Source organism: Ruegeria sp. BK1 (genome assembly GCF_056535645.1).
This window is the reverse complement of sequence record NZ_JBQFIS010000001.1, coordinates 1412998-1438271: the sequence shown is the minus strand read 5'-3', so window position 1 is coordinate 1438271 and position 25274 is coordinate 1412998. Positions and strand designations below refer to the sequence as shown.

25 protein-coding genes and 1 pseudogene are annotated in these 25274 nt (G+C 52.7%); 12 read left to right on the top strand and 14 right to left on the bottom strand.

Features of this window, described 5'->3' with window-relative positions; all coding sequences use genetic code 11:
• The first annotated feature begins 82 nt into the window (after positions 1-82).
• Positions 83-589, top strand: a complete 507-nt coding sequence (locus ACR3E7_RS07125) for a peptidylprolyl isomerase (protein WP_170770558.1) — start codon at positions 83-85, stop codon at positions 587-589.
• The gene (locus tag ACR3E7_RS07120) at positions 582-1130 is read left to right on the top strand and encodes a peptidylprolyl isomerase (protein WP_170788797.1); all 549 of its coding nucleotides are present in this window, start codon (positions 582-584) and stop codon (positions 1128-1130) included. Before ACR3E7_RS07125 ends, ACR3E7_RS07120 begins: the two co-directional genes overlap by 8 nt.
• A gap of 39 nt (positions 1131-1169) precedes the next feature.
• Here the strand turns inward: ACR3E7_RS07120 and aqpZ are convergent, their stop codons facing one another.
• The 5 genes and pseudogenes from aqpZ to ACR3E7_RS07095 form a co-directional block, all read right to left on the bottom strand.
• Complete coding sequence (aqpZ, locus tag ACR3E7_RS07115) at positions 1170-1856, bottom strand: aquaporin Z (protein ID WP_170770562.1); 687 nt, start codon at positions 1854-1856, stop codon at positions 1170-1172.
• 66 nt (positions 1857-1922) lie between these two features.
• Positions 1923-2732: a M90 family metallopeptidase gene (locus tag ACR3E7_RS07110; RefSeq protein WP_170788796.1), complete on the bottom strand. Its 810-nt coding sequence runs from the start codon at positions 2730-2732 to the stop codon at positions 1923-1925.
• 90 nt (positions 2733-2822) lie between these two features.
• Positions 2823-3323, bottom strand: a complete 501-nt coding sequence (locus ACR3E7_RS07105) for a bactofilin family protein (protein ID WP_170788795.1) — start codon at positions 3321-3323, stop codon at positions 2823-2825.
• Positions 3313-4638, bottom strand: a complete 1326-nt coding sequence (locus tag ACR3E7_RS07100; RefSeq protein ID WP_480502548.1) for a DUF5930 domain-containing protein — start codon at positions 4636-4638, stop codon at positions 3313-3315. The genes ACR3E7_RS07105 and ACR3E7_RS07100 overlap by 11 nt, the downstream gene beginning before the upstream one ends.
• Before the next feature lie 180 nt (positions 4639-4818).
• Positions 4819-5010, bottom strand: a pseudogene (locus ACR3E7_RS07095) (DUF455 family protein); the annotation flags it as partial.
• A gap of 264 nt (positions 5011-5274) precedes the next feature.
• Here ACR3E7_RS07095 and ACR3E7_RS07090 point away from each other — a divergent pair.
• The gene (locus tag ACR3E7_RS07090) at positions 5275-6237 is read left to right on the top strand and encodes a hypothetical protein (protein ID WP_480502547.1); all 963 of its coding nucleotides are present in this window, start codon (positions 5275-5277) and stop codon (positions 6235-6237) included.
• 381 nt (positions 6238-6618) lie between these two features.
• On the opposite strand, the gene ACR3E7_RS07085 is transcribed toward ACR3E7_RS07090, so the two are convergent.
• On the bottom strand, positions 6619-7425 hold the full coding sequence (locus tag ACR3E7_RS07085) for a ferritin-like domain-containing protein (protein ID WP_170724460.1): 807 nt from the start codon (positions 7423-7425) through the stop codon (positions 6619-6621).
• Between the two features lie 522 nt (positions 7426-7947).
• Positions 7948-8250, bottom strand: coding sequence for a hypothetical protein (locus ACR3E7_RS07080; protein ID WP_170724461.1), 303 nt, complete (start codon positions 8248-8250; stop codon positions 7948-7950).
• Between the two features lie 106 nt (positions 8251-8356).
• Here ACR3E7_RS07080 and ACR3E7_RS07075 point away from each other — a divergent pair, with 106 nt between their 5' ends.
• Positions 8357-8599 (top strand): helix-turn-helix domain-containing protein, encoded by a 243-nt coding sequence (locus ACR3E7_RS07075; protein WP_480502546.1) that lies wholly within the window; start codon positions 8357-8359, stop codon positions 8597-8599.
• A 68-nt stretch (positions 8600-8667) separates the two neighbouring features.
• On the opposite strand, the gene ACR3E7_RS07070 is transcribed toward ACR3E7_RS07075, so the two are convergent.
• The 7 genes from ACR3E7_RS07070 to ACR3E7_RS07040 form a co-directional block, all read right to left on the bottom strand.
• A complete protein-coding gene (locus tag ACR3E7_RS07070; protein ID WP_170724462.1) occupies positions 8668-9000 on the bottom strand; it encodes a hypothetical protein in 333 nt (110 codons plus the stop codon).
• A gap of 187 nt (positions 9001-9187) precedes the next feature.
• Positions 9188-9568 carry a hypothetical protein gene (locus tag ACR3E7_RS07065; RefSeq protein ID WP_170724463.1) on the bottom strand — a complete coding sequence of 127 codons (381 nt, stop codon included), beginning with the start codon at positions 9566-9568 and terminating at the stop codon, positions 9188-9190.
• Between the two features lie 3 nt (positions 9569-9571).
• Positions 9572-10081, bottom strand: a complete 510-nt coding sequence (locus ACR3E7_RS07060) for a hypothetical protein (RefSeq protein WP_170724464.1) — start codon at positions 10079-10081, stop codon at positions 9572-9574.
• 323 nt (positions 10082-10404) lie between these two features.
• Positions 10405-10929, bottom strand: coding sequence for a hypothetical protein (locus ACR3E7_RS07055; protein ID WP_170788793.1), 525 nt, complete (start codon positions 10927-10929; stop codon positions 10405-10407).
• A 260-nt stretch (positions 10930-11189) separates the two neighbouring features.
• Entirely contained in the window at positions 11190-12329 is a 1140-nt protein-coding gene (locus ACR3E7_RS07050) for an HlyD family secretion protein (protein WP_170724466.1), read from the bottom strand.
• A 4-nt stretch (positions 12330-12333) separates the two neighbouring features.
• A complete protein-coding gene (locus ACR3E7_RS07045; RefSeq protein WP_170621470.1) occupies positions 12334-12546 on the bottom strand; it encodes a DUF1656 domain-containing protein in 213 nt (70 codons plus the stop codon).
• Between the two features lie 13 nt (positions 12547-12559).
• Complete coding sequence (locus ACR3E7_RS07040) at positions 12560-14737, bottom strand: FUSC family protein (protein WP_480502545.1); 2178 nt, start codon at positions 14735-14737, stop codon at positions 12560-12562.
• A 326-nt stretch (positions 14738-15063) separates the two neighbouring features.
• Between ACR3E7_RS07040 and ACR3E7_RS07035 the strand changes: the two genes are divergently transcribed.
• The 8 genes from ACR3E7_RS07035 (at position 15064) to ACR3E7_RS07000 (ending at position 25215) form a co-directional block, all read left to right on the top strand.
• Positions 15064-16749: an aspartate-alanine antiporter-like transporter gene (locus ACR3E7_RS07035; RefSeq protein ID WP_170788792.1), complete on the top strand. Its 1686-nt coding sequence runs from the start codon at positions 15064-15066 to the stop codon at positions 16747-16749.
• A 443-nt stretch (positions 16750-17192) separates the two neighbouring features.
• Positions 17193-18488: a serine hydrolase domain-containing protein gene (locus ACR3E7_RS07030; RefSeq protein ID WP_170724468.1), complete on the top strand. Its 1296-nt coding sequence runs from the start codon at positions 17193-17195 to the stop codon at positions 18486-18488.
• Between the two features lie 66 nt (positions 18489-18554).
• Positions 18555-19559: a linear amide C-N hydrolase gene (locus tag ACR3E7_RS07025; protein WP_170621463.1), complete on the top strand. Its 1005-nt coding sequence runs from the start codon at positions 18555-18557 to the stop codon at positions 19557-19559.
• Positions 19560-19623: 64 nt separating this feature from the next.
• Positions 19624-19890, top strand: coding sequence for a hypothetical protein (locus ACR3E7_RS07020; protein WP_170621461.1), 267 nt, complete (start codon positions 19624-19626; stop codon positions 19888-19890).
• A 39-nt stretch (positions 19891-19929) separates the two neighbouring features.
• The gene (locus ACR3E7_RS07015) at positions 19930-21288 is read left to right on the top strand and encodes a serine hydrolase domain-containing protein (protein ID WP_170724469.1); all 1359 of its coding nucleotides are present in this window, start codon (positions 19930-19932) and stop codon (positions 21286-21288) included.
• Positions 21289-21359: 71 nt separating this feature from the next.
• On the top strand, positions 21360-21812 hold the full coding sequence (locus ACR3E7_RS07010) for a VOC family protein (protein ID WP_170724470.1): 453 nt from the start codon (positions 21360-21362) through the stop codon (positions 21810-21812).
• Positions 21813-21865: 53 nt separating this feature from the next.
• Positions 21866-23131, top strand: coding sequence for a threonine/serine exporter family protein (locus ACR3E7_RS07005; protein WP_170724471.1), 1266 nt, complete (start codon positions 21866-21868; stop codon positions 23129-23131).
• Positions 23128-25215 carry a mechanosensitive ion channel family protein gene (locus tag ACR3E7_RS07000; protein WP_170724472.1) on the top strand — a complete coding sequence of 696 codons (2088 nt, stop codon included), beginning with the start codon at positions 23128-23130 and terminating at the stop codon, positions 25213-25215. The genes ACR3E7_RS07005 and ACR3E7_RS07000 overlap by 4 nt, the downstream gene beginning before the upstream one ends.
• Positions 25216-25274 lie beyond the last annotated feature (59 nt).

Sequence of the window (25274 nt, the reverse complement as noted above, 5' to 3'; positions counted from 1 at the left end):
TTGCCCTCAGGTCAATGCGTCACTTGGCATTCACGCCCATGCCGCATAGGTATTTGCGCAAGATAAACGACAGGAGGGCCACATGGCCGAGATCAAGGATCCCGAAAACACCATCATCATCGAGCTGAAAGACGGCAATGTCGTCATCGAACTGCTGCCTGACGTGGCCCCTCAGCACTCGGCCCGGATGAAAGAGCTGGCCCGTGGTGGCGAGTATGACAACGTGGCCTTCCACCGTGTGATCGACGGCTTCATGGCGCAGACCGGCGATGTGCAGCACGGCGACATGGAAGACGGGTTCAACATCCGTATGGCGGGTACAGGCGGCTCGTCGCTGCCGAACGTTCCGGCAGAGTTCTCGAAACTGCCACACGACCGGGGCACGCTGGGCGCGGCACGCTCGCAGAACCCGGATTCGGCCAATTCGCAGTTCTTCATTAACTTCAAGGACAATCACTTCCTGAACGGCCAATACACCGTCTACGGTCGTGTCATCGAAGGGATGGAGCATGTCGATGCCATCACTCGTGGTGAACCGCCGATGAGCCCTGACCGCATGATCAGCGTCAAGGTGGCCGCCGATGTATAAGCTGGCCGCTGCATTTGCCTTGCTGGCTAGCCCTGCGCTTGCCACAGGCCTTGAGATTGAGATCGAGGGTGAGGGTGCCAATGGCACCGTGACCGTTGATCTGTTTGACGATCTGGCCCCGAAACATGTGGAACAGATCAGCACTCTGGCTGCCGAAGGCAAGTATGACGGGGTGGTCTTCCACCGCGTGATTGAAGGCTTCATGGCGCAGACCGGGGATGTAGAGCATGGCCGTCTGGGCAGTGATCTGCGCCGCGCGGGCACCGGCGGGTCGGATCGCCCGGACCTGCCTGCCGAGTTCTCGGACTATAACTATGATCGGGGTGTTGTGGGCATGGCGCGGGCGCAAGACCCCAACAGCGCCAACTCGCAGTTCTTTATCATGTTTGCGCCCGGTCCGTTCCTGAACGGTCAGTATACGGTTGTGGGTCAAGTGACCGGCGGTATGGACGTGGTGGATTCGATCAAGCGCGGCGACGGACCCAACGGCGCGGTGATCGGCCAGCCGGATGTGATGAAAAAAGTCACCGTCACGGAATAATAGTAAAAGCCCCGATGCATTGCATCGGGTCTTTTTGCTTCAGTCGTCGCCCATTGCTTTCCAGATCAGTGCCCCGATTGCGGCCCCGATCAGGGGTGCAACCCAGAACAGCCAAAGCTGCGCCATCGCAGGACCGTCTGCAAAGAGGGCAACGCCGGTCGAGCGCGCTGGGTTTACCGATGTATTCGTCACGGGGATCGAGATCAGGTGGATCAGCGTCAGGCCCAGGCCAATGGCGATCGGCGCAAAGCCTTCGGGTGCAAAATTCGATGTCGCACCAAGGATGATGATCAGAAAAAACGCGGTCATCACGATCTCGATCACCAGCGCGGATAGCATCGAATAGCCTTCCGGTGAGGCCTCACCATACCCGTTTGAGGCAAACCCGCCTGCGCCTTCAAACCCCGGCGCGCCGCTGACGATCAGATACAACACAGCTGCTGCTGCGACCGCGCCTATCACCTGCGCGATCCAGTAGGGAATCAGATCCTTGGCGTCAAACCGTCCGCCGATCATCAGACCAAGGCTGACCGCCGGATTGAAATGCCCGCCCGAGATGTGACCGACCGCATAGGCCATGGTCAGAACCGTCAGACCAAAGGCGAATGAAACGCCCAGCCAGCCGATACCCACATCGGCCACTCCGGCTGCCAATACTGCACTGCCGCACCCGCCCAGCACCAGCCAGAACGTGCCGAAAAACTCGGCCAGAAGTTTTGATGACATGAAAAGCCCTCCGAAAATCAATAGGCTTAGCGTAATTCAAAAATTCATTTTTGTTAAATGTTTAGGTTATTCCCAGTTTGCCGGGTTCAGTTGGAACAGCTTGGAAAGCTGGTCGTAGACCTCGGGCGCATCGGCTTTCAGGGCTTTGGGCCGCTCGAAAAAGACCTCGACAGAGACGGCAAAGAATTCCTCGTGTCCGGTGGCGCCATAGGGGTCGATGACCGTGGGGCGGCCATGTTCCACGGCGTGAACATGGGTGTCATAGGCGGTCAGAAAAACCCGTTCCCATTCTGCGAAACTCTGCCCGTCGCTCAGGATCGGGACGCCGTTGGTGCCGCCGGACAGATCATCGACCTGATGCGCGAATTCGTGCAACACGACGTTTTGCCCATCCCGGTCGTCCAACGCGCCTTGCTGGCTGTGGCGCCACGACAGGATGACAGGGCCGCGATCCCAGCTTTCGCCGGTGCGCACGATCTCTTTCTCGCTGATCACATAGCCGTCTTGCCTGCGCTGACGCGACTTGAAGGCGTTGGGATAGATCAGAATGGTGGTCAGGTTGTCGTACCAGATGTCACGGTTGACCAGCAGCAAAGAGGCCTGCGCAGCAATGGCTAGCTTCATCTCCTGGGTGACGTCCAGTCCGTCGCAGCCGTGGAATTGTACCTGATCCAGGAATAGGTTGATTTTGCCATCCAGCTTGTCCCGCAGGCCGACGGGCAGGCGGCGCAACAGCGGAACCTGTGCGTCGATGACCCGACGCTGATGCTTGGTCAGAGGAGCTGCCAAAAGCGCATTGCGTGCTTGGATTTTGGACCAATGACGATAGGCGAAAAACCCAACGATCAGCAAAAGAACCGAGAAAAAAATCAACATTTGCAAAGACTACAAGGGACAATGGCGGTGTGAAACCAAAAACGCCGCAGGTTTCCCTGCGGCGTTGATAGAATTGATTGCGTGTCGGCTTTACTGCTTGACTTCAGCAGCCGGGTTCGCGCCGCCTTTGCCGCCGCGACCAGGGTTCAGCGGGTCGTCCTGACGCTGCACCGAACCTTCGAAATGCGCGCCGCTTTCGATAGCGATGGTCTTGTGAATGATGTCGCCTTCGACCCGTGCGGTCGACGTCAGACGGACTTTCAGACCACGCACCCGGCCTACGATACGGCCATTGATCACCACGTCATCGGCGGTCACTTCGCCCTTGATGGTGGCGGTTTCGCCGATGGTCAGCAGGTGGGCGCGGATGTCGCCTTCGACCGTGCCTTCGACCTGGATATCGCCCGAGGTTTTCAGGTTGCCGGTGATGTGTAGGTCCGCAGACAGAACCGACGCCGGAGGCTTGGGCTTGGGTGCAGTGCTGGCCTTGGTTTCAGACGGGGTAGGTGCCGCCGGTGTGGCCGGAGCCGCAGGCTTTGCCGCCTCGGACGCATTGGATGCGGGCTCGTTGATTTTGCTCTTAGAAAACATTTCTCGCAGCCTTAATGTAAGTCATTGGGTTAACAGGTTTTCCGTTCACGCGCACCTCATAGTGAAGATGCGTGCCGGTCGACCGTCCGGTGCTACCCATATCAGCAATATGATCCCCGCGCGAGACCCTTTGACCAACCTTTACACGTATCTTGGTGTTATGAGCGTAAAGTGTCTCAATTCCGAAGGCGTGCTTGATTTTCACCAGCCGTCCGAACCCGGACTGCCAGCCAGCATGGGTGACCACACCATCGGCGGTCGCAAAGATATCCGTCCCGTGCGCACCAGCGAAGTCTGCACCGTTGTGCATGCGCCGGCCACCGGTTTTGGGGTCCCGGCGGGTGCCGAAGCCACTGGTGTAACGCACAACCGCGTTCACGGGGCTGGCAAACGGCGCCTTCTCGGCAGCGATACGGTACAGGTTCAGCTGGTCCATCTGCTGTAGCAGAGTGTTGGCGCGGATTTCGTCGGGGGTCAGTTCCTCACCGCGCGTGCTGAAGGATATGGGGGTCAGGGGGCCACCCATGCCGCTGTAACCACGCCGCACTTCTTCGATGATGCGGTCTGTGGGCATTCCTGCCTGACGGAACATCTTGTCGAGCGGTTCGACCGAGATGACCATTGCCTCTTCCAGTTGACGGAAAATCTCGTCACTGCGTTCCTGCATGAGCCGGATTTCCAGCTCAAGATCGTCACGTTCTTCCAGCGCATCCTTGGCATTAGCTGCGATCTGGTCCCGTTCCAGCGCCGTACGGGCCAGCGCTTGGGTCATGAAATCCATCTGGGCGGGGTCGCTTGCGCTGGCCATATAGGCCTCGTCCGCGCCGCCTTCCTGCTTGAGCTGAGCCAGCTCCAGACGCGCGTCTTCGCGCTGTTTCATCGTCGCGCGCAGGGTGGTCTGAATGACCTCAATGCCCGTTTCCAGCTCGCGGCGGCGGTTTTCCGAAGCTAGCAATTCGGATTGCATGGCCGAAATCTGCTGAAGTGCCGCGTTGAACCGGTCCTGCGCCAACAACGCCTCGGCGGCGCGCATGTCACGTTCCGCTGACAGGACGTTTAGACGTTCTTGGTAGGTCGCCTGATCCCGTTTCGCCTGATCGCGGAAATTGCCCGATCCGATACTGTCCATCAACAGGATCGCGGTTGCCACGGCGGTCCAGCCGACGATCAGCGCGACCCCAGCAACAGCTGCCACCTGCGTCTCGGAGTTGAGACGGATGAACCGTGTATCATTGTCGGATTTCAGAAATACCCGGCGTTCTGGTAGGTGCCGCTCGAGCAGTGAATGTAGTTTAATTGCCAGACGTGTTCGCACGCGTCTTCCCTCTGTCCATCCCCAATTCGGGACCGGTTGTGAGTTGTCTCCGTCCCTTGGGCCAACTGCATAGAGGGGACGTGCGATTTGGGCAAGTTTGTTAACCAGTTCACACAACGAACCGGTTTTTTCCCGCCCATTTTAGGCGGGAAGTTGCCGATAACGTCAACTTGTTCAGGTTTAACGCGCTTGACCGGGCGCAGGTAGGTCCTCGGTCAGGGGCCAGTAGAAATCGGGGGGCAATCCGGCCTCGGCGCGTTTTTCTTCGTTGAAGGGTGGTTTCAGCACACCGTGGAAGTAGCGCCGCACCAAGGAGTGGAACACATCCTTGGGGTCGGCATTCTCGCGCCCGCAAAGGGATTCGTTATACCAACTAAAATCGTTTTATCATTGTATTCATCAGTGCAATCCCCTTGAAAACAATCAATACATCGAACCGAGATACTTCCACTTCAAAAAGTTCCACGTACATTGTGGAACTTTTTCGCCTCAAAACCCGATCAAAAGTCCCATGTACTTGAGTTCCAATCTTGATCGAAACGAGGACAGAAACGGCGAACGGGAAGAGCACTAGGTTTGGCTTGGGTAATCCTTCTGCTTCACTAGGATAGGTTGGAAGGCTCAGGCGGTTACACATTGGTGCAAGCTGGGCCTGCTCGGATCACGCAAAGTTCCGCATGGCCCAAGCGAGTCTTTCTTGGTCAGACCGCAGCAGCTTGCGATCTTCCAAAGCGAGCAAGCCTGTCCTCTTGCAAAGTCGAGGCCATCCTTGATGTATTCATAGGAGTATGGCCAAAAGTACCTTTGCCCATTAGCCACGGATCGGAAAGCCCAAATGGAGAAAAGGCTTATCGCTGCCTCACTGAACTGGTGTGGTCAATTTCCAGCGATCACCCTGACGCGGCAATACCCGTGTTGAAACGCCTGATCTCGGATAGCCGTTGCGCTGATATGGTCAAAGACCTCAAAAGCATACGCTCCGCACAGACCAGAAAGAAAGCTCTTGCAGATTTCACCCCACCGACACCACTGCAAATTGTGGAAATGCTAGACCACGGCGCAGTTGTTACCGTCGATGGGTTAAGAAAACTCGTGCTGCACGAGCTATTCAAACTTCAAGGCGCAATAGACGGTGGAGAATTCGATACGGCATCTCTGTTCTACGCTGGAGATAAGAGGCTAGACGAAGAACCGTGCACCAAGATCATTGCTGAACGGCTGGACCTGATACTGCGGCCTCAAAGCATTACAATCACGCCAGAACACCATCTAAAGCATGATAAGCGCTGCGATTTCACGGCTGGAAAGCTATTAGGCAGCGAAAGACGTCTGCTTGTAACCGAGGTCAAAGGGCAATGGCATCCAAAGCTTTACGAGGCTGCCACTGAACAATTGAATAACTTGTATGCAATCCATCCAGACGCAGAGAAACAAGGTATCTATCTTGTCCTTTGGTTCGGCGAAAAAGAAAAAGTTGCAGGAAAGAAGAAACACGGCATCAAAAAACCGGTGGAGCTAAAGCGCGACCTAGAAGCCAAAATCTCATTAGAAATTAGAGGCTTCATTGATGTTTTCGTTTTGGACGTTTCGAAGAAATAGGAAACACATCGAGATTTTCAGAAATATTTTTCGTGGCCATATCATTACATCATCACAAGCCAACTTCTTCTGCAACCAAGAGGAGCTCGCACACAGAACCGAAAGAAGCATGCGTTATATTTCCTTGCTGGAAAGCTGCCATCATCAACCGACCCTGGATACATTAATCCGATTAAGTCGTGCTCTGAGACCGCCCTTGAGCCAGCTAATTCTGGAAGCGGAGCAAGAGGAAGAAAACACAGAATGATCCCGTTTGTTGAAACGGTCTCGCCCTTGATGAGTTGTAACTGTCGCCTTGTGTATCAGCGCGCAGGGTGATTACTTGAAGCACGAGGTCCGCAAAGGAAAATGCTTCAATGGCGCGGTCAAATGCCAATTTTCTCAGCGAACATAAGCAGGAAGCTCCTCAGCGAGCGGCCAATAAAAGTCAGGTGGCAATCCGGCATCTGCGCGTTTTTCTTCGTTGAACGGAGGCTTCAAACCTCCTTTGAAATAGCGCTTTACTAGCGCATGGAATACTTCTTTTGGATCACTATTGTCTCTGCCACAGCCGAAGTTAAACCATTTCGCCCCATACGCTACGTGGCTGACTTCCTCGCTGTAGATGGTTTTGAGGCTTTCAACGGCCGCGGTCTCGCCGGCTTTCTCGAAAATTTCTATCATTCCTGGCGTTACATCTAGCCCTCGTGCCTCCAATACCATTGGAACGATAGCTAACCGCCCTTGCAGGTCATTTGCAGTATCTGATGCCGCACGCCACATTCCATCATGAGCGGGCAGCGCTCCGTAGTAGCTTCCCATCGTTTCCAGGCAATCACAGATTAGATTGAAGTGTTTTGCTTCGTCGTCTGCGGCTTTCACCCAATCGTCATAAAATCCCATCGGCATCGGTACGTGGGCGAAACGTGAGATAATATCCCAGTGCAGATCGACTGCATTGAGTTCGATATGAGCGACTGCATGCAGGAGCGCTATTCTTCCTGCCGGAGATCCCGGCTTGCGCTTTGGTACGTTGCGGGGGCTGAGCAACTCTGGTTGCCGCGGGCGGGCAGGATGATCTGGTGGAATAGAACGTCCGATTTCAATGACTTCACCTGTAGTCCGCGCAGTTTTCCAAACAGAAGCGTAAGCTCGTGATTTGGCTGTTTTTGCGTGACCATCCTTCGTGGAGAGCACGTCGACTGCCATCGCAGTTAGCGTAGTCGGATGCTGCGTTTCAGCATCTTTTTCAGTACGGCTAGACAATGGGTAACTTGCTCCCGGGTCGGTAGAATTAGCAGAGCTTGGCTTTTAACCAAATGGTGCAACAAACTTTTTAAGGTTGCCCGCTACGCCTACTATAGGGCGCAGCCTGCGTCCAGATTTCAGGTTGCTGCGTGGTCTGAACCATCATGCGCTCCCGATTCAACGGCTGTGTGTCCGTGAGAGCGCATATTGAGTGACCGGTTCATTAGAAGATCGGACGGTTGATGAGCCAGCCCTTTAACTCGGGATACTGGCGAACGGATCGGTGAGCGGGGCTGGTAAACTAGACGAAGCGGGATACAGCACTGCTATCTGGGGCGGCGACCTTAATCATCGCAGCCCTAGATTGCGGTGCGGTAGCCCTTGAGAACCCCCACCAGGTATTTGGATTCAAATCCCGTTTATACTTTCGCGCCTTTGCTAAGCATAAAGCTGTTTGGCTTTTGACCTTCTTTCATTACGAACCTAACCGTGTCGCTCGAAAATTTGGCGTAAGCAGGTGAAGAACTTTCCGTATTGAAGGTTGTTGGCTTGTGCAGTCTTTTTGAACCAAGCTTCATCTTCCTCCAAAATCGAGAGATGCAGTTGCCCAACGTATTGAGACCTTGGCCTTCTACCTGTTCGAGTTGGTTTTTCACCTGATGCAAGGTGCGGTTTGACAAAAATCTTGTGTTCATTTTCGAGAGCCAATCGCTCCAAAAAGCGCATTTCCAGTCTGTTCAGTATTTCAATCATCTGGGTTTCTGTCAGATGAACTCTTTCCGCCATTTAACGGCCCCCGCTTTTTGCCAAACCTTTGTGCAGTTGAAATTTACCCCGAGATTCAAAGTATACTGTATAGACGACTAGCGTTACGTGGGCGATTTGTCAAAATATGGCGAACGCAAAAAACGACCCTCTGCTATTGGCATTTTCAAGAGTTTTGCGTCGCCACAGACTCGCCAAGAAGTTATCGCAACTAGAGCTCGCCACGCAGGCTAACCGAAGCATGCAATACATCTCACTTCTGGAATCCGGCCACCACCAACCAACTCTCGGAACGCTACAACTTCTCAGTGGCGCACTTGGTCTATCTTTGACCAGATTGGTATCCGAAATTGGAGAAGAAGCTGAGTAGAATCTAGCGATTTCTCTCGGTACACCTCTGGACATTGAATCTATCGCAGAAAACAACTCTGACGATAGTCACAACTGCCACCGATCAATGAACTTCTCGATCTGAATGACGTTGGCTTGGAGCTTCGTTCGCAGCGTCGATGCCAGGATGTCTGCCATGGGCGTGTCCTCATGTTGCGTGATAAGTCCATCATTGCCGGTCCACCGGATGTCGAAGAAATCAGGGCAGGGCATCTCCATGCCGCGGAGGGTGGCTTTCTCGTATTCCTCGAAAAACCACTCCCTAACGGTTCGCTTGATATACTCAGGCGCATCATCGTCTTCGAGTTGAAGGACCATCTGCTCTCGCCATGCGGCCCAGCCATAGGCGATTTCTTCAGGCCTCAAATGGATTCCGTTCATTTCGCCCTCCTTTCAGCTACTCCGCCTTCGCGTCGATGATCTCAGAGCTCCGCTTTTCCGCCATCTCTTCATAAGTCAGGTCTGCGCGATCCTTTGGTCCGATGGGAAACCACCGGCCGCTTTCGTCGTCTCTGACAGCAAGTGTCATCCGCTAAAACGCGGATCTTCAGTCTCGGTGTAAACCGGCTCAATCACTCTCATCGTCATTCTCATCATACACTTTGCGCGCCCTGATCTCTTCTGCGGTGATCGGATCAGACAGCGGCAGTCGCCCGGCGATAAACTCGGCCTTTCTCCTCGCCAGGAATGCCCTGGTCAGTTCATCACCTCGCTCACCTGTTTTCCGCATCCAGAGCGTTGCGGCCTTCTCGACCAAAGCCCAGACGGTCTGCTTGCGCTTGTGGCTCAGGATCTCGCCCTTGATGCCTCGCTCTGCAATACCGAGCTTGGCGCATTCTCTTTCGTTCATCTGGACTTCATAGTCGGAGATATCAGAGAGGTCGCTGATGTTGCTCAAGTGAGCCCTGGCAACCTCTCTCTCATTCACAAAGACAATGACTTTGAGCATGTTTCACCAATTCTTCTTCACGCAAGCAGGGCAACGTCCGTGCTCATCAGTCCGGTCGATCTGACCCCTATAGCCACACACATTGCAGGCCATCCCATCCTTCACAGGCCGCCCATCTCCGAATAGGCGCTTACTCTGCGGACGCCTGGACGACACGAGCTCATGCGCACACCAACAGCACAGCGTTGCGACAAAGCCCTCTACGAGCTGCACCTGGGCTGCGTTACTGCACTTTTCGCAGCTGTGATTGGCTCGCTCGATAGTCGCTTGAATCAAGCTGTCGATCCGCTCATCCTTAACCACAGTCCCGAAATAGATACGCAACTGGCCAAACTTTTGCTTGATCTGAGACACCACAGGATACTCGATCTCCTGCTTGTCGCAGTGCTCCTTGATCTTCTGGAAAAGATCCGTGACCAGACCTGCCCAGCCGTCGGGCGTGTGGCCCAGCTCTTCCTCAACTGAATTCTTGATGTCGTCATAATCGACGACACCGCTATTGCTATCCGACATGACAGACTCCTCCTAAATGGTAGGAGTGGAGGGGCATGATCCCTCACCGTCGACGCTAATCTGGCGTAAAGAGCTTATAAGACTCCCGGCCCACCATGGCACTCCCAAAGGCTCACTGAATCAGCGAGTTATTCGGGTGCTCAATTGGTGTAGGCAGCAAGTCATAACTTAGGAATAGCTCAAGACGTCACAGTTGTGAAGTGCCTCTCATGCCACACTTAGGTGTGTCCGCGGGCACAATCCTATCTGGTTACCCCCGTGCGGACACTGTGCCTGAGTCCTTGTTTTGCGGCAAACCCTGTGTTCGTTGTAATCTCTCGGTGCTACGATCCAGGAACTGGCCTTCGACGAATTCCCCAACTTGAACCCAAAACCTGTCTGGCGTCGAAATAGTCGATACGGCCCTTGCCGGTGATTTCCACCGTTTCGCCGGGTTTGGCATCTTCGTAGCCGTCAGACGTGGCAAAAACCCGATCATGTTTTCCAACGAGTTCATATTCGACAGAAACTCGTAGGTCATCATCAGTCAGGTTCTTAACTCGGTATCGCCATTCATACTCGATTTCTGAGCTTGGTGCGTTCCAAAGGCTCCAAAAGCTAGTCACGGACGCCCGTTCGGTTGAAATGTACAGTCCCTCAAAAGAATCAGACACATACTCCAAGGGCGGATCTTCCTTTTCATCTTCATCCCACGCGATACCAGATCGCGAAGAGTCTCGCTCTGATCCAAATCCCTGCGGGATTCCTCGATAGATTTCTGGGTGGATATTAAAGTACCCGGCAATCAGAACGACTAAGGGGATTATAGTAACGCCTACGCCATACCAAATGGGGTGTCGTCTGCTCATTTTGCGCATCTCCATACTGACAAAGCGTTGTTATTACTAGGATTGCAGCACTACAACTGGTGGCCAGCAGAACTGGCGTCTCGTCACTAGTCTTGTGCGCCATGCTTTGACATAGGGCGCCAATCGGACATGTTGCCCGCCAACTCAGGCACTTTAGAAAAGACGCGATCAGGGGCAGCGACACCGTGCGCTTCCAACCACTCACGTATCACCAACCAGTCGTCTTGTAGGCCTCGCGAGTACCGAACCTATTGAACCGACTATTGTAGAATTGTCGGCGCCGGCGGTGGTAACGCTTCATTTACATCGGTTGAATCCGTATTAGTCATCACAAGAACCGACGCCGTTGTGCCTACAAGCAATTCGACTCCCTCGGGGAGTTGGTCAATTTCTATTCTTACCGGAATTCGCTGTGCCAGCCGGATCCATTCAAACGTTGGACTCACGTTTGGCAAGAGATTGACCCCAACACTCCCATCACTTTTTGCGATTCCTCGCCCGATGCTATCTACCACCCCAGGAATTACGATATCGGGGTTAGACATGAGCGTTATGGCGGCGCGGTTACCAGGGGATATATCGCCCACATAGTTTTCGCGGAAATAAGCGTCGACCCAAAAGCTTTGGGCATCAATGAGTGCAAGGATCGGTTGATTAGCGACAGCCTGGCTGCCGAGACGCAATGTCAGATTTGCAACATATCCGTCAACTGAGGCATGTACTTTAGTGAATTCAAGGTTGAGGCGCGCAGCTTCTAGAGCAGCTTTAGCCTCGCGGAGGCTTGAGTTTTCCTCACCAGTTACGCCGCGGCTTGCAATTGAGCCCTCCAGCGAAGCCTGCGCTTGGGCGAGCGCGGCTTTGGCTTGAACCACTCCGCCTTGTGCTCTGGCGGTGTTTGCTTGAGCAACGTCCAAATCTCTTTGTAGTTCGTCGAATTGTGACTCGGGGATGCGACCGTCGCTTACCAAAACAGAGGCCCGGTCAAATTGACGTTGTGCCTCTGTCTGCTGGGCTTTTGCGGATGACAATTGAGACTCGGCTTGTTGGATGGACGATTCATATTGCTGAACACTCGCACGGGCGGCCTCAATTTGCTTATCCAACGAAGCCAGATCTTCGACGGTTTTGTCGAATCTCGCTTGTGCTTGCGACAGTGCGGCTTCGAAAGTGCGCGGATCGATTTCGAAGAGAAGATCCCCAGCCTTTACAAATTGGTTGTCTCGTATCGGAAGGTTGACAATTGGCCCGGAAACACGAGGTGCAACTTCCAGAACATTTGCGCGGACCTGCCCATTGCGCGTCCAAGGGTTGGACACGTAATTGGCGTATTTCAAGAACACGGTGCCCAGAGCGACGAGTACGATTGCAACTGTGACGATCAACTTGATGTTTCGGTTCATTTGACTATGCCGGGATAAGAAAGGTTCCGATGACGGACGTATAGATTGCTACAAGTGCAACAAAAACCAACGCCGGATGAGAGATGAAACGCGACATTCGGAAACGGTTCAAAACACGCGCCGTCATCATAGTTAGAACGACTGCCAGTAGGGAAGATACGAAAAGTGGTGAGAGGTAGATGCCAAAAAAGTCGAATTCGCTTGGAACAGGTAGCATTTTTTCTTCGACCTCAAAAACGGGACTCTCGTAGTGCGGGCCAATCAATGAATGCCGCTCGGCCGGTGTACCCCAAAATACCCTCCGCAAGACCTCGATACGCGCCAAGAAGACGGTACATGTTTTCGTAGTCAGCGGTATTCAAATTTGAATTAGGCTCTTTGTTAATTAGGACTTCTACAGTCTTCTCAAGAGCTACAGTAGCGCTTTGAAGCCTGTTTTGCAGATATTCAGGGTCAATCCGCCCTGGGTCGCGTTCAATATCCAACATTACATCCGCAACGGCCAAGCGCCACTGCTTCATTGCTTCGCCACCGCCTTCTCTCATTGAAGCTGCCTGTGACAGTCTTCGGGTTGCGGCAAATTCAATTAACTTGCTGCTCAGCGCTTCTAAACTTGCCGCGATTTGAAGCGCATCCGTCCTTTTGGTATTGCCCAGTGCTGGTTCCGACAATGCAGATAGCCAAGGAACAAGTTTGGTCGGAATACTATCTATCTCGCTGACATGTAGCGAAAGGCGCATCCGATTAAACCAGTTTGGTTGCTCACTTTGGTCGGTGAGGCTGTGTCGGACCACATAATCCGCGCTAGAAAAGAAACGCTTTATCAGAGCTTCCACACGGACTTCCGGCCTTAAAGAAACCGGGAAAAAACGAGTGCATTCGATGATCACAATTACACAGAACAAACCGATGAACATGGTTGCAAAGAAGAGGAAACTGTATTGCTGCTGATTATCGATCTGAAGGCCGACCAGAAACAAGTTCAGGAAAAAACTTCGAACAATCATTTGTTCCGGGCGGGAAGTTAAGTAAGCCACCAGGACTGTGGTGCCGAAGATTAATAAGGCCAACTGCCAGAAGGTGGCCAATAGCGGTAATAGAAGAAGGTGAACAGTTCCAACGATCAACAGTAGAATCGCTGCGAAAGGCAGCGCGATGGAGACAGATGCCTGCGGATGTAAAGCAAGGTTCAGAGCGAGAGAAACGCCTATGCAGATTACAAGAGCCGGATTGGGAAAGCCTGGAACAAACAGGACACATGCCACTGTCGCAAGAAATATTACCTGAACACGGATTAGCGCGCTCCACATATCCCGATCTAGGATTTCGGATGTGGGTTCAGGTTGTTGGGATGAGGCGAAACGCCGTGTGTTTGCCTTCCGGCCTGCATCTTTGATGTCGGCCATCAGTTCTGACAAAGACCGACTGTATTCTAGCGACCGTTGGACATTGTGACGGGTAGCAGTCATGGCAGCAAGCTGGAAGTGTCCTTGCCCGCTATTGACCATTTCTTGGGTAATCTGGTTTTCGGTGTGATCCCCAACTTGCGATGCTGTTCCGGAGAGAGTTTTCTCTGCTTCAATAAGATATTGCTCGGTACTCAGTATCGCAGAACAAAGCGATTGGACTTGGGCTGTGTCACGGGAGTCTTCCAAGTCTCTTGCGTTCAAATATAGGCGCTGAAGCTCTCGGTCCAGTGACGCCATATTTGCCACGAATTGACGCCAGACAATGCGTCTATCCCAGACATCATAACTATCGACAATTGCGGCATCCAAAAGCCTCTCGACAGTAGAGTGCAATTGAGCGATCTGCATCCGAAGCTTTGGCAGGTCTTCCTTGCGCTCATTTCCAGTCAAGATGTCCAATGTCGCCATCAGAAGACGTCGTTTCAAAGTAAGCGCTTTGCGTACTTCTTCTTCGAACTGTTCCCGACTGCTGTAGGGCCATAACAGTGAGTAGACGACACTGAAGCATACAATACCAAGAACGGTTTGCTGAGCTCGAAGAACCACAACAGTAAAATCATTGACTGGGTTTTCGCCGCCTCCAATGACCAATATGGGCACCACAAATCCGGCAGTCATCCAGAAGTATGAACGAGACGTTCGGAACATATTGAAGCAACAGAATGCCAGCCATAAACTGAGCGCTGCGATAAATAGCCAACGATCCTGCGGGAACAGCGACAGTAGAGCAATCGCAACGACAATTGCCAAGAATGTGCCACCCAGCCGGAGTAGTCCTTTGTGAAAGGACTCGCCAAATGTTGTCAACGAACATGCAACTATTGAGAGACCGGCCCAGTAAGGCTTGGCCCAATCCATCGACAAGGCTATCCAATACGCGAGCACCAAAGCCAACGCTAACTTGATAGCAGATTTAAGGCGCAACGAGTCCATGGTCATGGCATTGTTTGATGAGATCACAATAATGCATTAATCGAGATGTATCTTGATCTTATGAGTTTTCCAATTGCAATCCTAAACAGGCTGAAATGGCGCGTTCACTCTCCTCCTTGGCTAGCCTTGCCCCGTGCGACAGCCCTGTGTCACAGAATGGTTGCCTACATTGTGAAGCTGTTGAAAACGCTTGATGACAAGTCACATCTTGCTGAATAACTTGCCTAAAGCAGCCAGAGACGGTGGTGTTTGAAACAGAATACTTGGCCTTGGACATCGATTGGTGTGCCGCAATATTGCAGTTGAGGAACTAGCCTGATCGGGAGAGACGCGTGGAAGCTTTGATTTCTTATGCTCGAGAAAATGTTGTCATTCTTCTCTTTGTTGTCATCGGATTGGGGTATCTGGTCGGCAAGCTGAAGATTGCCGGTATCGGGCTTGGACCAACTACAGGAATACTGATTGTCGGGTTGGTTATCGGATTGGCACAAATCGAAGTTCCGGAAATAATCAAAGGGTTGACGTTTACAATTTACCTTTTTGTTCTGGGAACGATGGTTGGACCTGGCCTGGTGCGTGTTTTAACAAGTAAGTCGGCTTTCAAATACTTGGTAATGTGCGTTTTTACTGCCGTGGTCGCTGGGGTCTCGGTTTATCTCATGGCTTTGGTGTTTGGCTTGAACAACATTGTCGCCGGTGGGCTGACTGCCGGCGCGGTCACAACATCTGCGGTCCTAGCCGCCGCTCAAGGCGCTGTGTTTTCCGGATCGGTCCAGCTTCCAGAGGGTATGGCGCCGTCAGATGCGGGCAATATCCTCGCCAGCGCCTACGCCATCACTTATCTGTATGGCACATTTGGACTAATTATCCTTATTAAATTGTGCCCAACGCTTGTGGGAGCAGACATAGCTAAAGAAGCGGCGAAACTTGACGCAGTCGGGAGTGTGCCCCAGAAGCGCGTAGCGCCATCCGTCCGGGCCTGGAGGCTGGAATTACCGAAGTACATCGGAAGTACAACTGGCGAGCTTGTCAAAAACGTTGAAAAGCGGCGAGAAGAAGGAGCTTTACCTTCACTTGAGCAGGTAATTCGCAATGGAGAACGTTTGACCGTCACCGATGATCTGGTCCTTGCAAAAGATGATATCTTGACCTTCCTTGCGCCCAGCCATTTGCTCTTGAGGGGTAATGAGACGCTGGGGCCGGAAGTTGCGGATAATGACGCTTTGGCCGTGGATATGGCATCGGCAGAACTCGTTCTCACCAACAATGCACACGTCGGCAGAAGACTCTCGGAACTGCTAAACGAGCATGGCTACGGTGTCAGCCTGGAGCGCGTAGTGCGGCTCGGTACAGAAATGCCAATAGACGACGAGGATTTTGAACTGATCGCTGGGGACGTGCTGTTTGTGTTTGGTTCAGCACGGTGTGTGTCGATATTTGCCGACGAAGTCGGTTACGAGGTCACAAACCAGATGACGACTGATTTGATGAATACTTCATTTTTCATCGCCATATTTGCGGCCTTGGGTACGATTTCAGTGACCGTAGCCGGGATTGAAATTCCACCCCTCGGGGGGTCCGCAATGGGTGCCATGTTTGGCGGGGCTATTCTCGGTTGGTTAAGGACCCGCAGCCCCAGCATGGGGTCGGTATCCGCGCCCGCGGCAACGGCGCTCTCTGACCTAGGGTTGTCACTCTTTATCGCGGCTGTCGCAATTGGCGCAGGTGGTTCGTTGATTTCGACCATGCAGGCTTTTGGGGTAAACCTTCTGATTGCCGGAGCATTTGTGACGACGGTTTGCACGATTTCTTGTTTCTTGTTCGGGCACTTCATCATGAGGTTGAACGTTGCTGAGAACGCCGGTGCCACGACTGGCGTCATGACAGGCGTCGCAATCGCTGAGGTCTGCAAGGATGCCAAGAGTTCCGCACCGGCTGTTGCCTTTGGCTTACCAGGCGCTGTATCCAGCTTGACATTTATCGTCGTCGGACTCGTCATTCTGGCCATAGTGCCCTGAAAAGACTTCTTGCCGCCACTGGATCGGTTTCTCAATCGATTGTGTATTGTCTTGCTGTTGATCAAACAGGTCGCGAGGTGCACGTGCATCTCTCGACTGGTGAAAGTGCGAAAAAAGAAAAATCTGTCGAAGTGCCTACTTGTGGGCAGCTTTTTTCAACGGCGACTCGCAAGCTTCAGGGGTAACTTTAGGCTTCCGCCTCGATACCAAGGAATTCACCGACTTTGATCCGGTCTGGCGGGCTGTATCCCATCACGCGAAAGACCGGGGGAAGGTTACTTTCCACGTCTTTGGTAAGGCACCTTTGGTCAAGATAGGGGCGCCAAGCGAATGACCCACAAGTTTGACCAGAAAACAGTTGCATCTATCTCGATTCATGATCTTGTTTGATTTCATTGTGATATTGGACAAACGCAAGTTTCATTACAGCTGGGAGCAAAAAAATGGCGAATACATCGACCGATGGACCTATCCTCGCGAAACCCGAAGATCTCAGTACAAACGTGCCGCTTGACCGCGTTCTCGAGATCAGCGCCTATCTCAACGCGCCGGAGAATATGGTCAAGGTACAGTTTCCATCTCCTGAAACGCAGTACTCCTATGTGAACTTCTCAAAAATCAGACCAACGGCGCAGGTAATGCGCGGTGGACCCGTGGTCGACCTGCCCTACGCAGTCGACCCGTCAATCGGGAATATCGAATACCGGAACAAGCATGGTGACTGGGTCAGCGTGGATGAACATTTTGCCACCAAACCAATCGACGCCATGATGGTCGTGAAAGGTGGTGAGATCGTTTACGAACGCTATCGCACGATGAAACCGCATGAGAAGCATCTGTGGATGTCCGTCACCAAAGTCACCGGGTCAACCATGATGGCGATGCATGAACATGAGGGGAATGTCGATGTGGACGCGCCGGTCAGTTCCTACCTGACAGAATTGCAAGGATCGGTATGGGACACGGTGAAAGTCGTCGAAGCCATGGACATGGCCACGGGCCTCAACGGCACAGAGCACGATGAGCCGGAGCCAAACTCGCGCACCGATCCTGACCAAATCTGGTTTCGCTGGGCGGCGACGAGCGCGGTCGGCATGTTGCCCGATGTGCGCGGTCGCAATGAAACATGGGTTGATGTCTTGCGCGATATGGAGCGGCATTCTCCACCGCATCAGAAGTTTGAATACAACTCCATCGACACCTTTGTCATGAACCGGATTAATGAGCGGATCGCCGACAAACCGCTCTACGCGCAGTTCTCAGAACGGTTGTGGTCTAAGCTTGGCATGGAGCATGACGCTTTTTACGTGGTCAGCCCGACCGGAAATACACTCGGTTTTTTCGGCATGAACTCTACGCTGCGCGATCTGGCCAGGTTCGGCATGGCCTTTTCGCCAAGCTGCGCGAAGCTGGCTGGTGAGCAACTGATCCCTGACGCGGTCATGGCCAAGATCTATGACCGGACGTATCTCGACATGTACGACAAGGGCTGGATCGGCAAGAAGAACAGCATCACCTTCTGGGATGATGCCGGCGCGATCTCTAACCGTTACCAGTGGGATGCTGTCTTTTCAGACGGCGACCTGTTCAAGGCCGGAGTGGGCGGGCAGGGGATTTACATCTCACCCGAGACCGACACCGTCGTGGCATTCTTCAGCACCAGTGATGGGGAAAACCAGGAAGAAGGCATGGCGCGTGCTATCGTTCGGGCAATCAACGGTAATCCGCTGCCTAGGTAACCTTCAAAGTTTTGAAGCGACAGTCAGGCCAAGATCAACAGTAGAGTCTGAGACAGGGAGAAGACCATGTGTTCGCGCATTTTTTTCAACAAGGATGGCCAACCAATGCTGGTAGGCCGGAATGAGGATTGGTTCGAGAGCTTGCAAACCAAAGTTTACGCGTTTCCCAAAGGGATGAAGCGTGACGGCGCGGTAGACGACAATCCTGAGACCTGGACATCGAAGTACGGAAGTATAGTTGGGGCCTGCTACGGAGCGGCAATTACTGATGGCATGAACGAAGCGGGATTGAACGCCAACCTGTTGTATCTCGCGGAGTCGGACTTTGGCCCTCGCGATACCTCAAAGGGCGGTCTGTCAGTTTCGATTTTTGCGCAATGGATGCTCGACAACTTCGCGACGGTGGACGAAGTGCTCGCTGCACTAGACAGCATTCAGATCGTGCCGATCTACATGATGCATTTTGATGACAAGGTGCAGTCACCCTTCCACTACTCAATTGCCGACAAGACCGGCAACTCGGCGGTAATCGAGGTGTTGGACGGAAAGTTCAGCGTTCACAAAGGCCGTGATGTCACAATCATGACGAACTCGCCACCATACGAACAACAGCTTGAAAACATGAAGAAGTATGTTGGTCTTGGCGGGGATCAACCGCTTCCGGGCGGCTCGCAGGCCGACGAACGTTTTGTGCGCGGCGCCTATTATCTCAGTGCGCTGCCTGAGGAGCCGGCTGACTACCATGAGGCTGTCGCAAATGTACTGGCCGTCATTCGGAACATGTCAACGCCTTGGGGTATTAGTGATCCAACCCGGCCCAACGTCTCTCCCACCCGCTGGCGCACGATCAGTGATCTGACCAATGGAAGGTATTATTTCGAGTTCACTCAGAATCCGACAGTCGCTTGGATAGATTTGCACAAGCTCAACCTGAGCGACGGAGCGCCGGTCGTAATGTTCGATCTTAAGAAGGACATTCGAGCAACGGGAGAGGTTTCGGACTGTTTCAATCCATCAAAAGAACTGGCGTGGTTGCGCGGCGGATCAGTGCTCAACCCAGCCGAATTGTGAATAGCCAAAAAGGTGAGAAGATTCTGCCTCCTCCGATCTGATTTTTCAATAGGAGTAAGCAATTATGACCAGTGGTCCCGCCCCGAACCTGTTGCCACCAGCTGCCCTGCCGAAGCCCATCAACCCGGAAATCGGTAAAATCGCGACTGAACCCAAGAATTTCGGCACAATCACTCTGGCCGGACGGCGACATGTTCAAGGCTGGCTTCCAACGGCAGGCAATCTATGCGTCGTCGTCTCGCGATTTGGTTATCGTGCATTTTTCGGTGAACGCGGCGGACGATTCGATCATGCAATACCTGAGGCACATCGCGACGTCGGGGCTTTTTGACTGAGCAAAACTAATGCACTGTGAAAAGGAGAAACTGAAATGAAACCACGAACGCCCCTGTCAGAGATTTCTGGTATTTTTCTGCCCTTAGGCCATCGTATTGTTCATGCACCAGACGATCCAATGAGCGTACCAGGCGCTAAAGTAACGCTGCCAGTAGGTGCCGTACACGATGGGTTCGACCTCGAGTTCGTCGCCGCAGCCCGAAAAAACTTTAGCAACACGCACATGCAGTTGGGTGGCGACCACGCGCTGTATTACACCACAAACATGACCGAATTCGTGCCGGCTGCCTTTACCTATTCCAAAGGTCCGGTCAGTGAACTAGCTCGTCGACCAAACCCATCGCTGGGGGACTTAACCTACATGCTGGGTGACGGCAGTGAAAGTGCAACCTTGGATGACCACATCGCGGATTTTGACACGAGGCTTCAAGGCGTGATGATCCTGCACAAAGGCGAGGTCGTCTACGAAGCCTTTCCGGGCATGCATCCTGAACAGATGCACATCTGGGCTTCAGTCGCTAAGTCGGCCGTGGGCACTCTGCTTACGATGCTAGAGCTTGAAGGCAAGGTCGACACATCCAAGCCAGTTACTGATTTTGCGGCTATGCTAAAAGGGTCCGAGTGGGACAAGGTCGCGCTCATCGATGCGATGAACATGGCGTCAGGTCTCGATATCTCCGAGGATGCCAAGGCCACGATGGACCCCCATTCTGTGTTTCAACGGATGCTGGCGGCTGATTTTGGGATCCCGAATGCGGATGGGGTAAAGGAAGATGAATATGAGGTGCTGCGCGACGTAGCCCCCATAGCAGGCGAGTCGCCGGGCAAAGTTGCGCGCTATAGCTCCGTTATCACCAAAGTATTGTGCGCAGCAGTGGAAAGCGTGACCGGACAAACCTACACCGCCTATCTTGGCGAGCGTATCTGGTCGAAAATCGGCGCGCGGTCGCCATTGGCGATCAATATTTCTCCTGCCGGTTTGGCCATTGGCTATGGTTTATTGAATTCCACGCTTGAAGACCTAGCGCGCTATGCGCTGATATTTACGCCAAGCTGGCGCAAGGTTTCGGCAGAGCCCGTAGTGTCGCCGGATGTGCTGCGCAAGATGCAGACCGCCAGCAGCAAAGAGGCCTACCTGGCGGGTGATTTTACCGACCATTCGTGGGTAAAGATGTGCTTTGGTAATGATATGCCAATCTTCAACTCGCACCAGTGGGATGCAGTGTGGGAAGACGGAGCGCTTTTCAAGCACGGTAACTTGTATCAGGGCATTTACACCGATCCGGCTCGCGATGTCGTGGGCGTGTTCTTCTCGACGTCGCCTGTCAATCTCGCGCCGGACCTCAACCCCGGCTATATGCGCGCAGCGGCAAAGCAGTTGGCAGGCGGTTGAATATCGATGGGCCGCTCGTATGCTTTCGCGCGGCCCACATCGCACTATTCTAGGACCGGAGATAGAGGCTCGTGGAACAAAGCGACTGTGTTAGTCTGAATCATACATGCTTTACGGTCACCGATATTGGAAAGACTATTCAGTTTTTCGAGGAATGTCTCGGTTACCAAGTAGAGCTCCGGCAGCAGGTGCCGGAGGTGATCGGACGCCTTATCGGTGTGGCAGATGCGACGGCAGAGCAGGCTTTTCTGACCGGTAACGGAAGTCGTATCGAGTTGCTTTGTTACCAGTCGCCGCCCAATCGCACGGTCATTTCCTCAACGCCAGTAGATACGGGGTCCGTCCACATCGGAGTTTACGTTGATGATGCCAAGGCTGCGGTTGCCAAAGCCACCGGGCACGGCTTTGCGCTTCTGGGTGACTTCATTGAGGTGGACAGCGATCATTTTTCCAGCCCGGTTAATGCCGTTGCTTGGGTCCGTAACTCAGACGGCATCACAGTCGAATTCCTGGAGATGGAATAGTAGGCCAAGCGTGCAACACGATTTCTTTGACCAGCGTATGAGAGGGAAAACGAGTGACTAACAAAACACCAGACCCGGCGAAACCCGACGCACAAATCAGGGAATACTTGGTCGATCTAATGCAGCTCCTTCTATCGTGGAGTTGGGAAGGCGTCGTAGGCCATGAGGAAGTCGTAGAAAAGGCTGCGGCCTCTTTTGGTGTAAAGGATGTCACGGTCGTCTATGGTGCAGAGTCTGCAATATTGGAGTACAAAGGTCAGACGGTTCTCGTGAAGGTAGATATGCCTGGGTTCCCGGCGCTCACGAACACTCAAAAACTAAAGAACCACCTCGCAGATGTCTTTGAAGGCAAGCTGACTCCGGAAGAAGCCTGCAAAAATCTTTCTGATCTGAAGTCGAGTAAACCTCCTTATTCGCCATTGCTCGTTTGGCTTGGCGTCGTCTCGGTGTCGGCGGCTTTTGCTGTTGAAGTCGTCGGTACGTGGGAAGGTATCTTTTTCGGTATTTTGACGGGCATGGCAACTGGTGCTGTGTTTTTGGCCGTGGACAAGAACCCGGCTTTGGCGAGGCTTGGTCCCTTAATTGCAGCATTTGCGAGTGGCCTGATTGCTATGGTCGGTTGGCAAACGGGTTATGCCTTAGCTGCACCGGGACTTTTGCTGATCGCATCCACTTTTGTCTTCATCCCAGGAGACTCCATCAGTATGCAGGCTTACGAGCTGGCGCAGGGTAGGTGGTCGCCTGCGGTAGATCGATTTTTCTACAGTGTCTTCATACTGGTGCTGTTGGCTTCTGGTGCATACTTCGCTGCGGTTGTTACTTCGACACCGGTCTCAGCTCTTCTCCCTGTTGCGCCTGACGGCGAGGAGTTTCCGTGGTGGGCCATCTATTTTGCTCGAATTCCATTCCTTCTTGGTATCATGTGGGCGTTTCAGATGGACAAAGACCATTTCCTGACTGCACTGGGCGTCTTGCTGCTCTCCACGGCAACAGCGCAGGCCGTAGCGATAGGCACAAATGGTATCTTTGGGACGTTGGTTTCAGCAGCAGTGTGTATGTACGTAAGCTTGTGGATTTCACAAAAACCACGCGCTGTTCCGACGTTTGTGCTGATGGTGCCGGTCGTTTTTGCGTTGTCGCCGGGATCTCACGGTGTTCGTGAAATCGAAACGTGGATTTCTCATGGTGAGATGACAGGTATTGCAGACCTCATGCCGCTGTTTGGTAATCTCCTCGCGATTGGCCTAGGGATGCTGATTGGACGAATGATCTCCGGGAAGCATTGGATCAGGGGGTTTGAGGAAAAAATGAGCGCATGATCAACCTTCCAGCAAGCCAAGAACACGAGCTACGCGTCACCCGAAAGCAAGAAGATTTTTGCGCGAAGTGTGCTGCAAAAAGATGTTCTTTTGGCACGTCAGTGCTGAGTGTTCTTGGTTTACGCCGCTGGACAAAGGTCATCGCCGCATTTCTTTGCTGGATATTTATCGGTCAGCAAGTGATTGCGCAGGCAATTACGGAAGATATTGAGCCATTCGAAAGCCTGCCGCCAGTTTTGACGCATTCGCCACGAGACACGTTGCAGTCATTGGAAAATTTGCGCGATGCACTCATTGGTATCTACTTGGAATACCAGGTTGGGAAATCAGCTCAACAATGGGAGCAACTGGTTCTAATCGGTGATGCGCTCATTTCACTTCTTGATCTAACGGAAGAAAACGTTGCGGAGAGACGTGATGCGAGCATTAGAACTGCCCTGGCTCTCATCGACATCATTGGTGAAGTTGGAACGGAAGAAGCGGAAGCTCTACCCGACGATGAGACGGTGTACTTGGAGGATCGAACTACTTTTTTGGTGCCCAATACCCCACTAATAATCCAAAGGGTCAACGCGGGAAACCGGGAGGGTGAGTTTCTTTTCTCGGCGAGTTCGTCGCAAATCGCTCCACGCTACTTGCGTGAAATTGCAATGCAGTCACCGCATCGCATCGGCGAGTTATGGAGCACTCGTTTTCTTCAACTGAGTGGACCGTTTATCCCTTTGTTTGTCGAAAACGCCCTTCCCCCCGCCTCCCGTAAAATCTTTTGGGGAACTCCAATTTGGAAGATTTGTTTCACTGTCTTCTTCTTAATTGTCTCTCTGGCACTTCTTTACGGGCTTAGGTTTCTGCTTAACCGTCGCGTTGCTTCGGGACAAATGCCAGAGTCGACAAGGAAGTTCGTTTTTGCCAGCGCAGGGCTTTTGATCTTACTCGCGCTCAACAATTTCTTTAACAACCAACTCTTTTTGACAGGTTCTTTGGCTCTAACGGAGACGTTCTTTGCAACAATCGCGATCTATGCAGCTGCGGCTGTAACCTTCTGGCGATTTATGTCGCTCTTAAGCGACAGGGTAGCCGAGAAAAAAACGTCCATTGTGCGTCAGTATGATGAAAGTATGATGCGTTTGCTCAACCATATTATCGCTCTTGTTGGAGCCACATGGATTCTCGCCTACGGTGCGCAAACCCTAGGATTCCCGCTCTTAAGCATTATAGCAGGACTTGGCGTTGGCGGTCTTGCAGTCGCGCTCGCGATCCGCCCGACCCTTGAGAACCTGATCAGCGGCTTTGTGATCTATATGGAAAAGGCTGTGAAGGTTGGTGATTATTGTTCGTTCCTCGACAAGGAAGGAACAATTGAAAGCATTGGAGTACGATCAACCCATGTTCGTGGATTGGACCGAACCACGATAGCCATTCCGAATTCAAAGTTTGTGAATATGGAGCTCGTCAACTGGGCCCGTTGTGATGAAATGATGATCCGGACAACGCTTGGCTTGCGACTTGAAACGGATACTGACCAGTTGAGGTATGTTCTCGCCGAAACTCGTTCAATGATGTACGCACACCCACGTATCACTTCAGATACAGCGCGGGTGAGGTTTATAGGGTATGGAGACTCATCTCTGAATATTGAAATCCGTGTTTACGCTCAAACCCGCGAGTGGAACGCTTTTTATGCTATTCAGGAAGATGTCTTGTTCAGAATGAAGGAAATTGTCGAAGCTTCGGGTACTGGCTTCGCGTTTCCCAGCCAAACGGTTTACATGTCTCAGGACGGAGGGCTTGATGCTGCAAAGTCAAAGCATGCCGTCGAACAGGTTGAACAGTGGCGCCGCCGGCGTGAACTTCCATTCCCGGATTTTGCAACTGCCGAACGCGACAGGCTTGAGGGCACGTTACGTTATCCCCCAAGAGGATCTCCGGAATTTGATGGCCCGGACGATGAGAAAAGCAGTGTTGAGGAACCGTTGTCGGTTGAGGAGCCTGAGGCTGAAGAAACAAGCAAGAGCGAGGAAAGTACACCGAACGATGAAGAAAACAGCCCGCTCCGTCAATCTCGAGAAGACAAACCCTCATGAACGAAAGCCGTGGAAAGTCCCACCTTCAAACCCCCACTTGGTTTTAGGAACTTGGCCGC

Coding starts and splice junctions, on each gene's coding strand:
- ACR3E7_RS07125 (WP_170770558.1), top strand. CDS start 83: ATGGCCGAGATCAAGGATCCCGAAAACACCATCATCATCGAGCTGAAA.
- ACR3E7_RS07120 (WP_170788797.1), top strand. CDS start 582: ATGTATAAGCTGGCCGCTGCATTTGCCTTGCTGGCTAGCCCTGCGCTT.
- aqpZ (WP_170770562.1), bottom strand. CDS start 1,856: ATGTCATCAAAACTTCTGGCCGAGTTTTTCGGCACGTTCTGGCTGGTG.
- ACR3E7_RS07110 (WP_170788796.1), bottom strand. CDS start 2,732: ATGTTGATTTTTTTCTCGGTTCTTTTGCTGATCGTTGGGTTTTTCGCC.
- ACR3E7_RS07105 (WP_170788795.1), bottom strand. CDS start 3,323: ATGTTTTCTAAGAGCAAAATCAACGAGCCCGCATCCAATGCGTCCGAG.
- ACR3E7_RS07085 (WP_170724460.1), bottom strand. CDS start 7,425: ATGGCAGTCGACGTGCTCTCCACGAAGGATGGTCACGCAAAAACAGCC.
- ACR3E7_RS07080 (WP_170724461.1), bottom strand. CDS start 8,250: ATGGCGGAAAGAGTTCATCTGACAGAAACCCAGATGATTGAAATACTG.
- ACR3E7_RS07075 (WP_480502546.1), top strand. CDS start 8,357: ATGGCGAACGCAAAAAACGACCCTCTGCTATTGGCATTTTCAAGAGTT.
- ACR3E7_RS07070 (WP_170724462.1), bottom strand. CDS start 9,000: ATGAACGGAATCCATTTGAGGCCTGAAGAAATCGCCTATGGCTGGGCC.
- ACR3E7_RS07065 (WP_170724463.1), bottom strand. CDS start 9,568: ATGCTCAAAGTCATTGTCTTTGTGAATGAGAGAGAGGTTGCCAGGGCT.
- ACR3E7_RS07060 (WP_170724464.1), bottom strand. CDS start 10,081: ATGTCGGATAGCAATAGCGGTGTCGTCGATTATGACGACATCAAGAAT.
- ACR3E7_RS07055 (WP_170788793.1), bottom strand. CDS start 10,929: ATGAGCAGACGACACCCCATTTGGTATGGCGTAGGCGTTACTATAATC.
- ACR3E7_RS07050 (WP_170724466.1), bottom strand. CDS start 12,329: ATGAACCGAAACATCAAGTTGATCGTCACAGTTGCAATCGTACTCGTC.
- ACR3E7_RS07045 (WP_170621470.1), bottom strand. CDS start 12,546: ATGCTACCTGTTCCAAGCGAATTCGACTTTTTTGGCATCTACCTCTCA.
- ACR3E7_RS07040 (WP_480502545.1), bottom strand. CDS start 14,737: ATGACCATGGACTCGTTGCGCCTTAAATCTGCTATCAAGTTAGCGTTG.
- ACR3E7_RS07030 (WP_170724468.1), top strand. CDS start 17,193: ATGGCGAATACATCGACCGATGGACCTATCCTCGCGAAACCCGAAGAT.
- ACR3E7_RS07025 (WP_170621463.1), top strand. CDS start 18,555: ATGTGTTCGCGCATTTTTTTCAACAAGGATGGCCAACCAATGCTGGTA.
- ACR3E7_RS07020 (WP_170621461.1), top strand. CDS start 19,624: ATGACCAGTGGTCCCGCCCCGAACCTGTTGCCACCAGCTGCCCTGCCG.
- ACR3E7_RS07015 (WP_170724469.1), top strand. CDS start 19,930: ATGAAACCACGAACGCCCCTGTCAGAGATTTCTGGTATTTTTCTGCCC.
- ACR3E7_RS07000 (WP_170724472.1), top strand. CDS start 23,128: ATGATCAACCTTCCAGCAAGCCAAGAACACGAGCTACGCGTCACCCGA.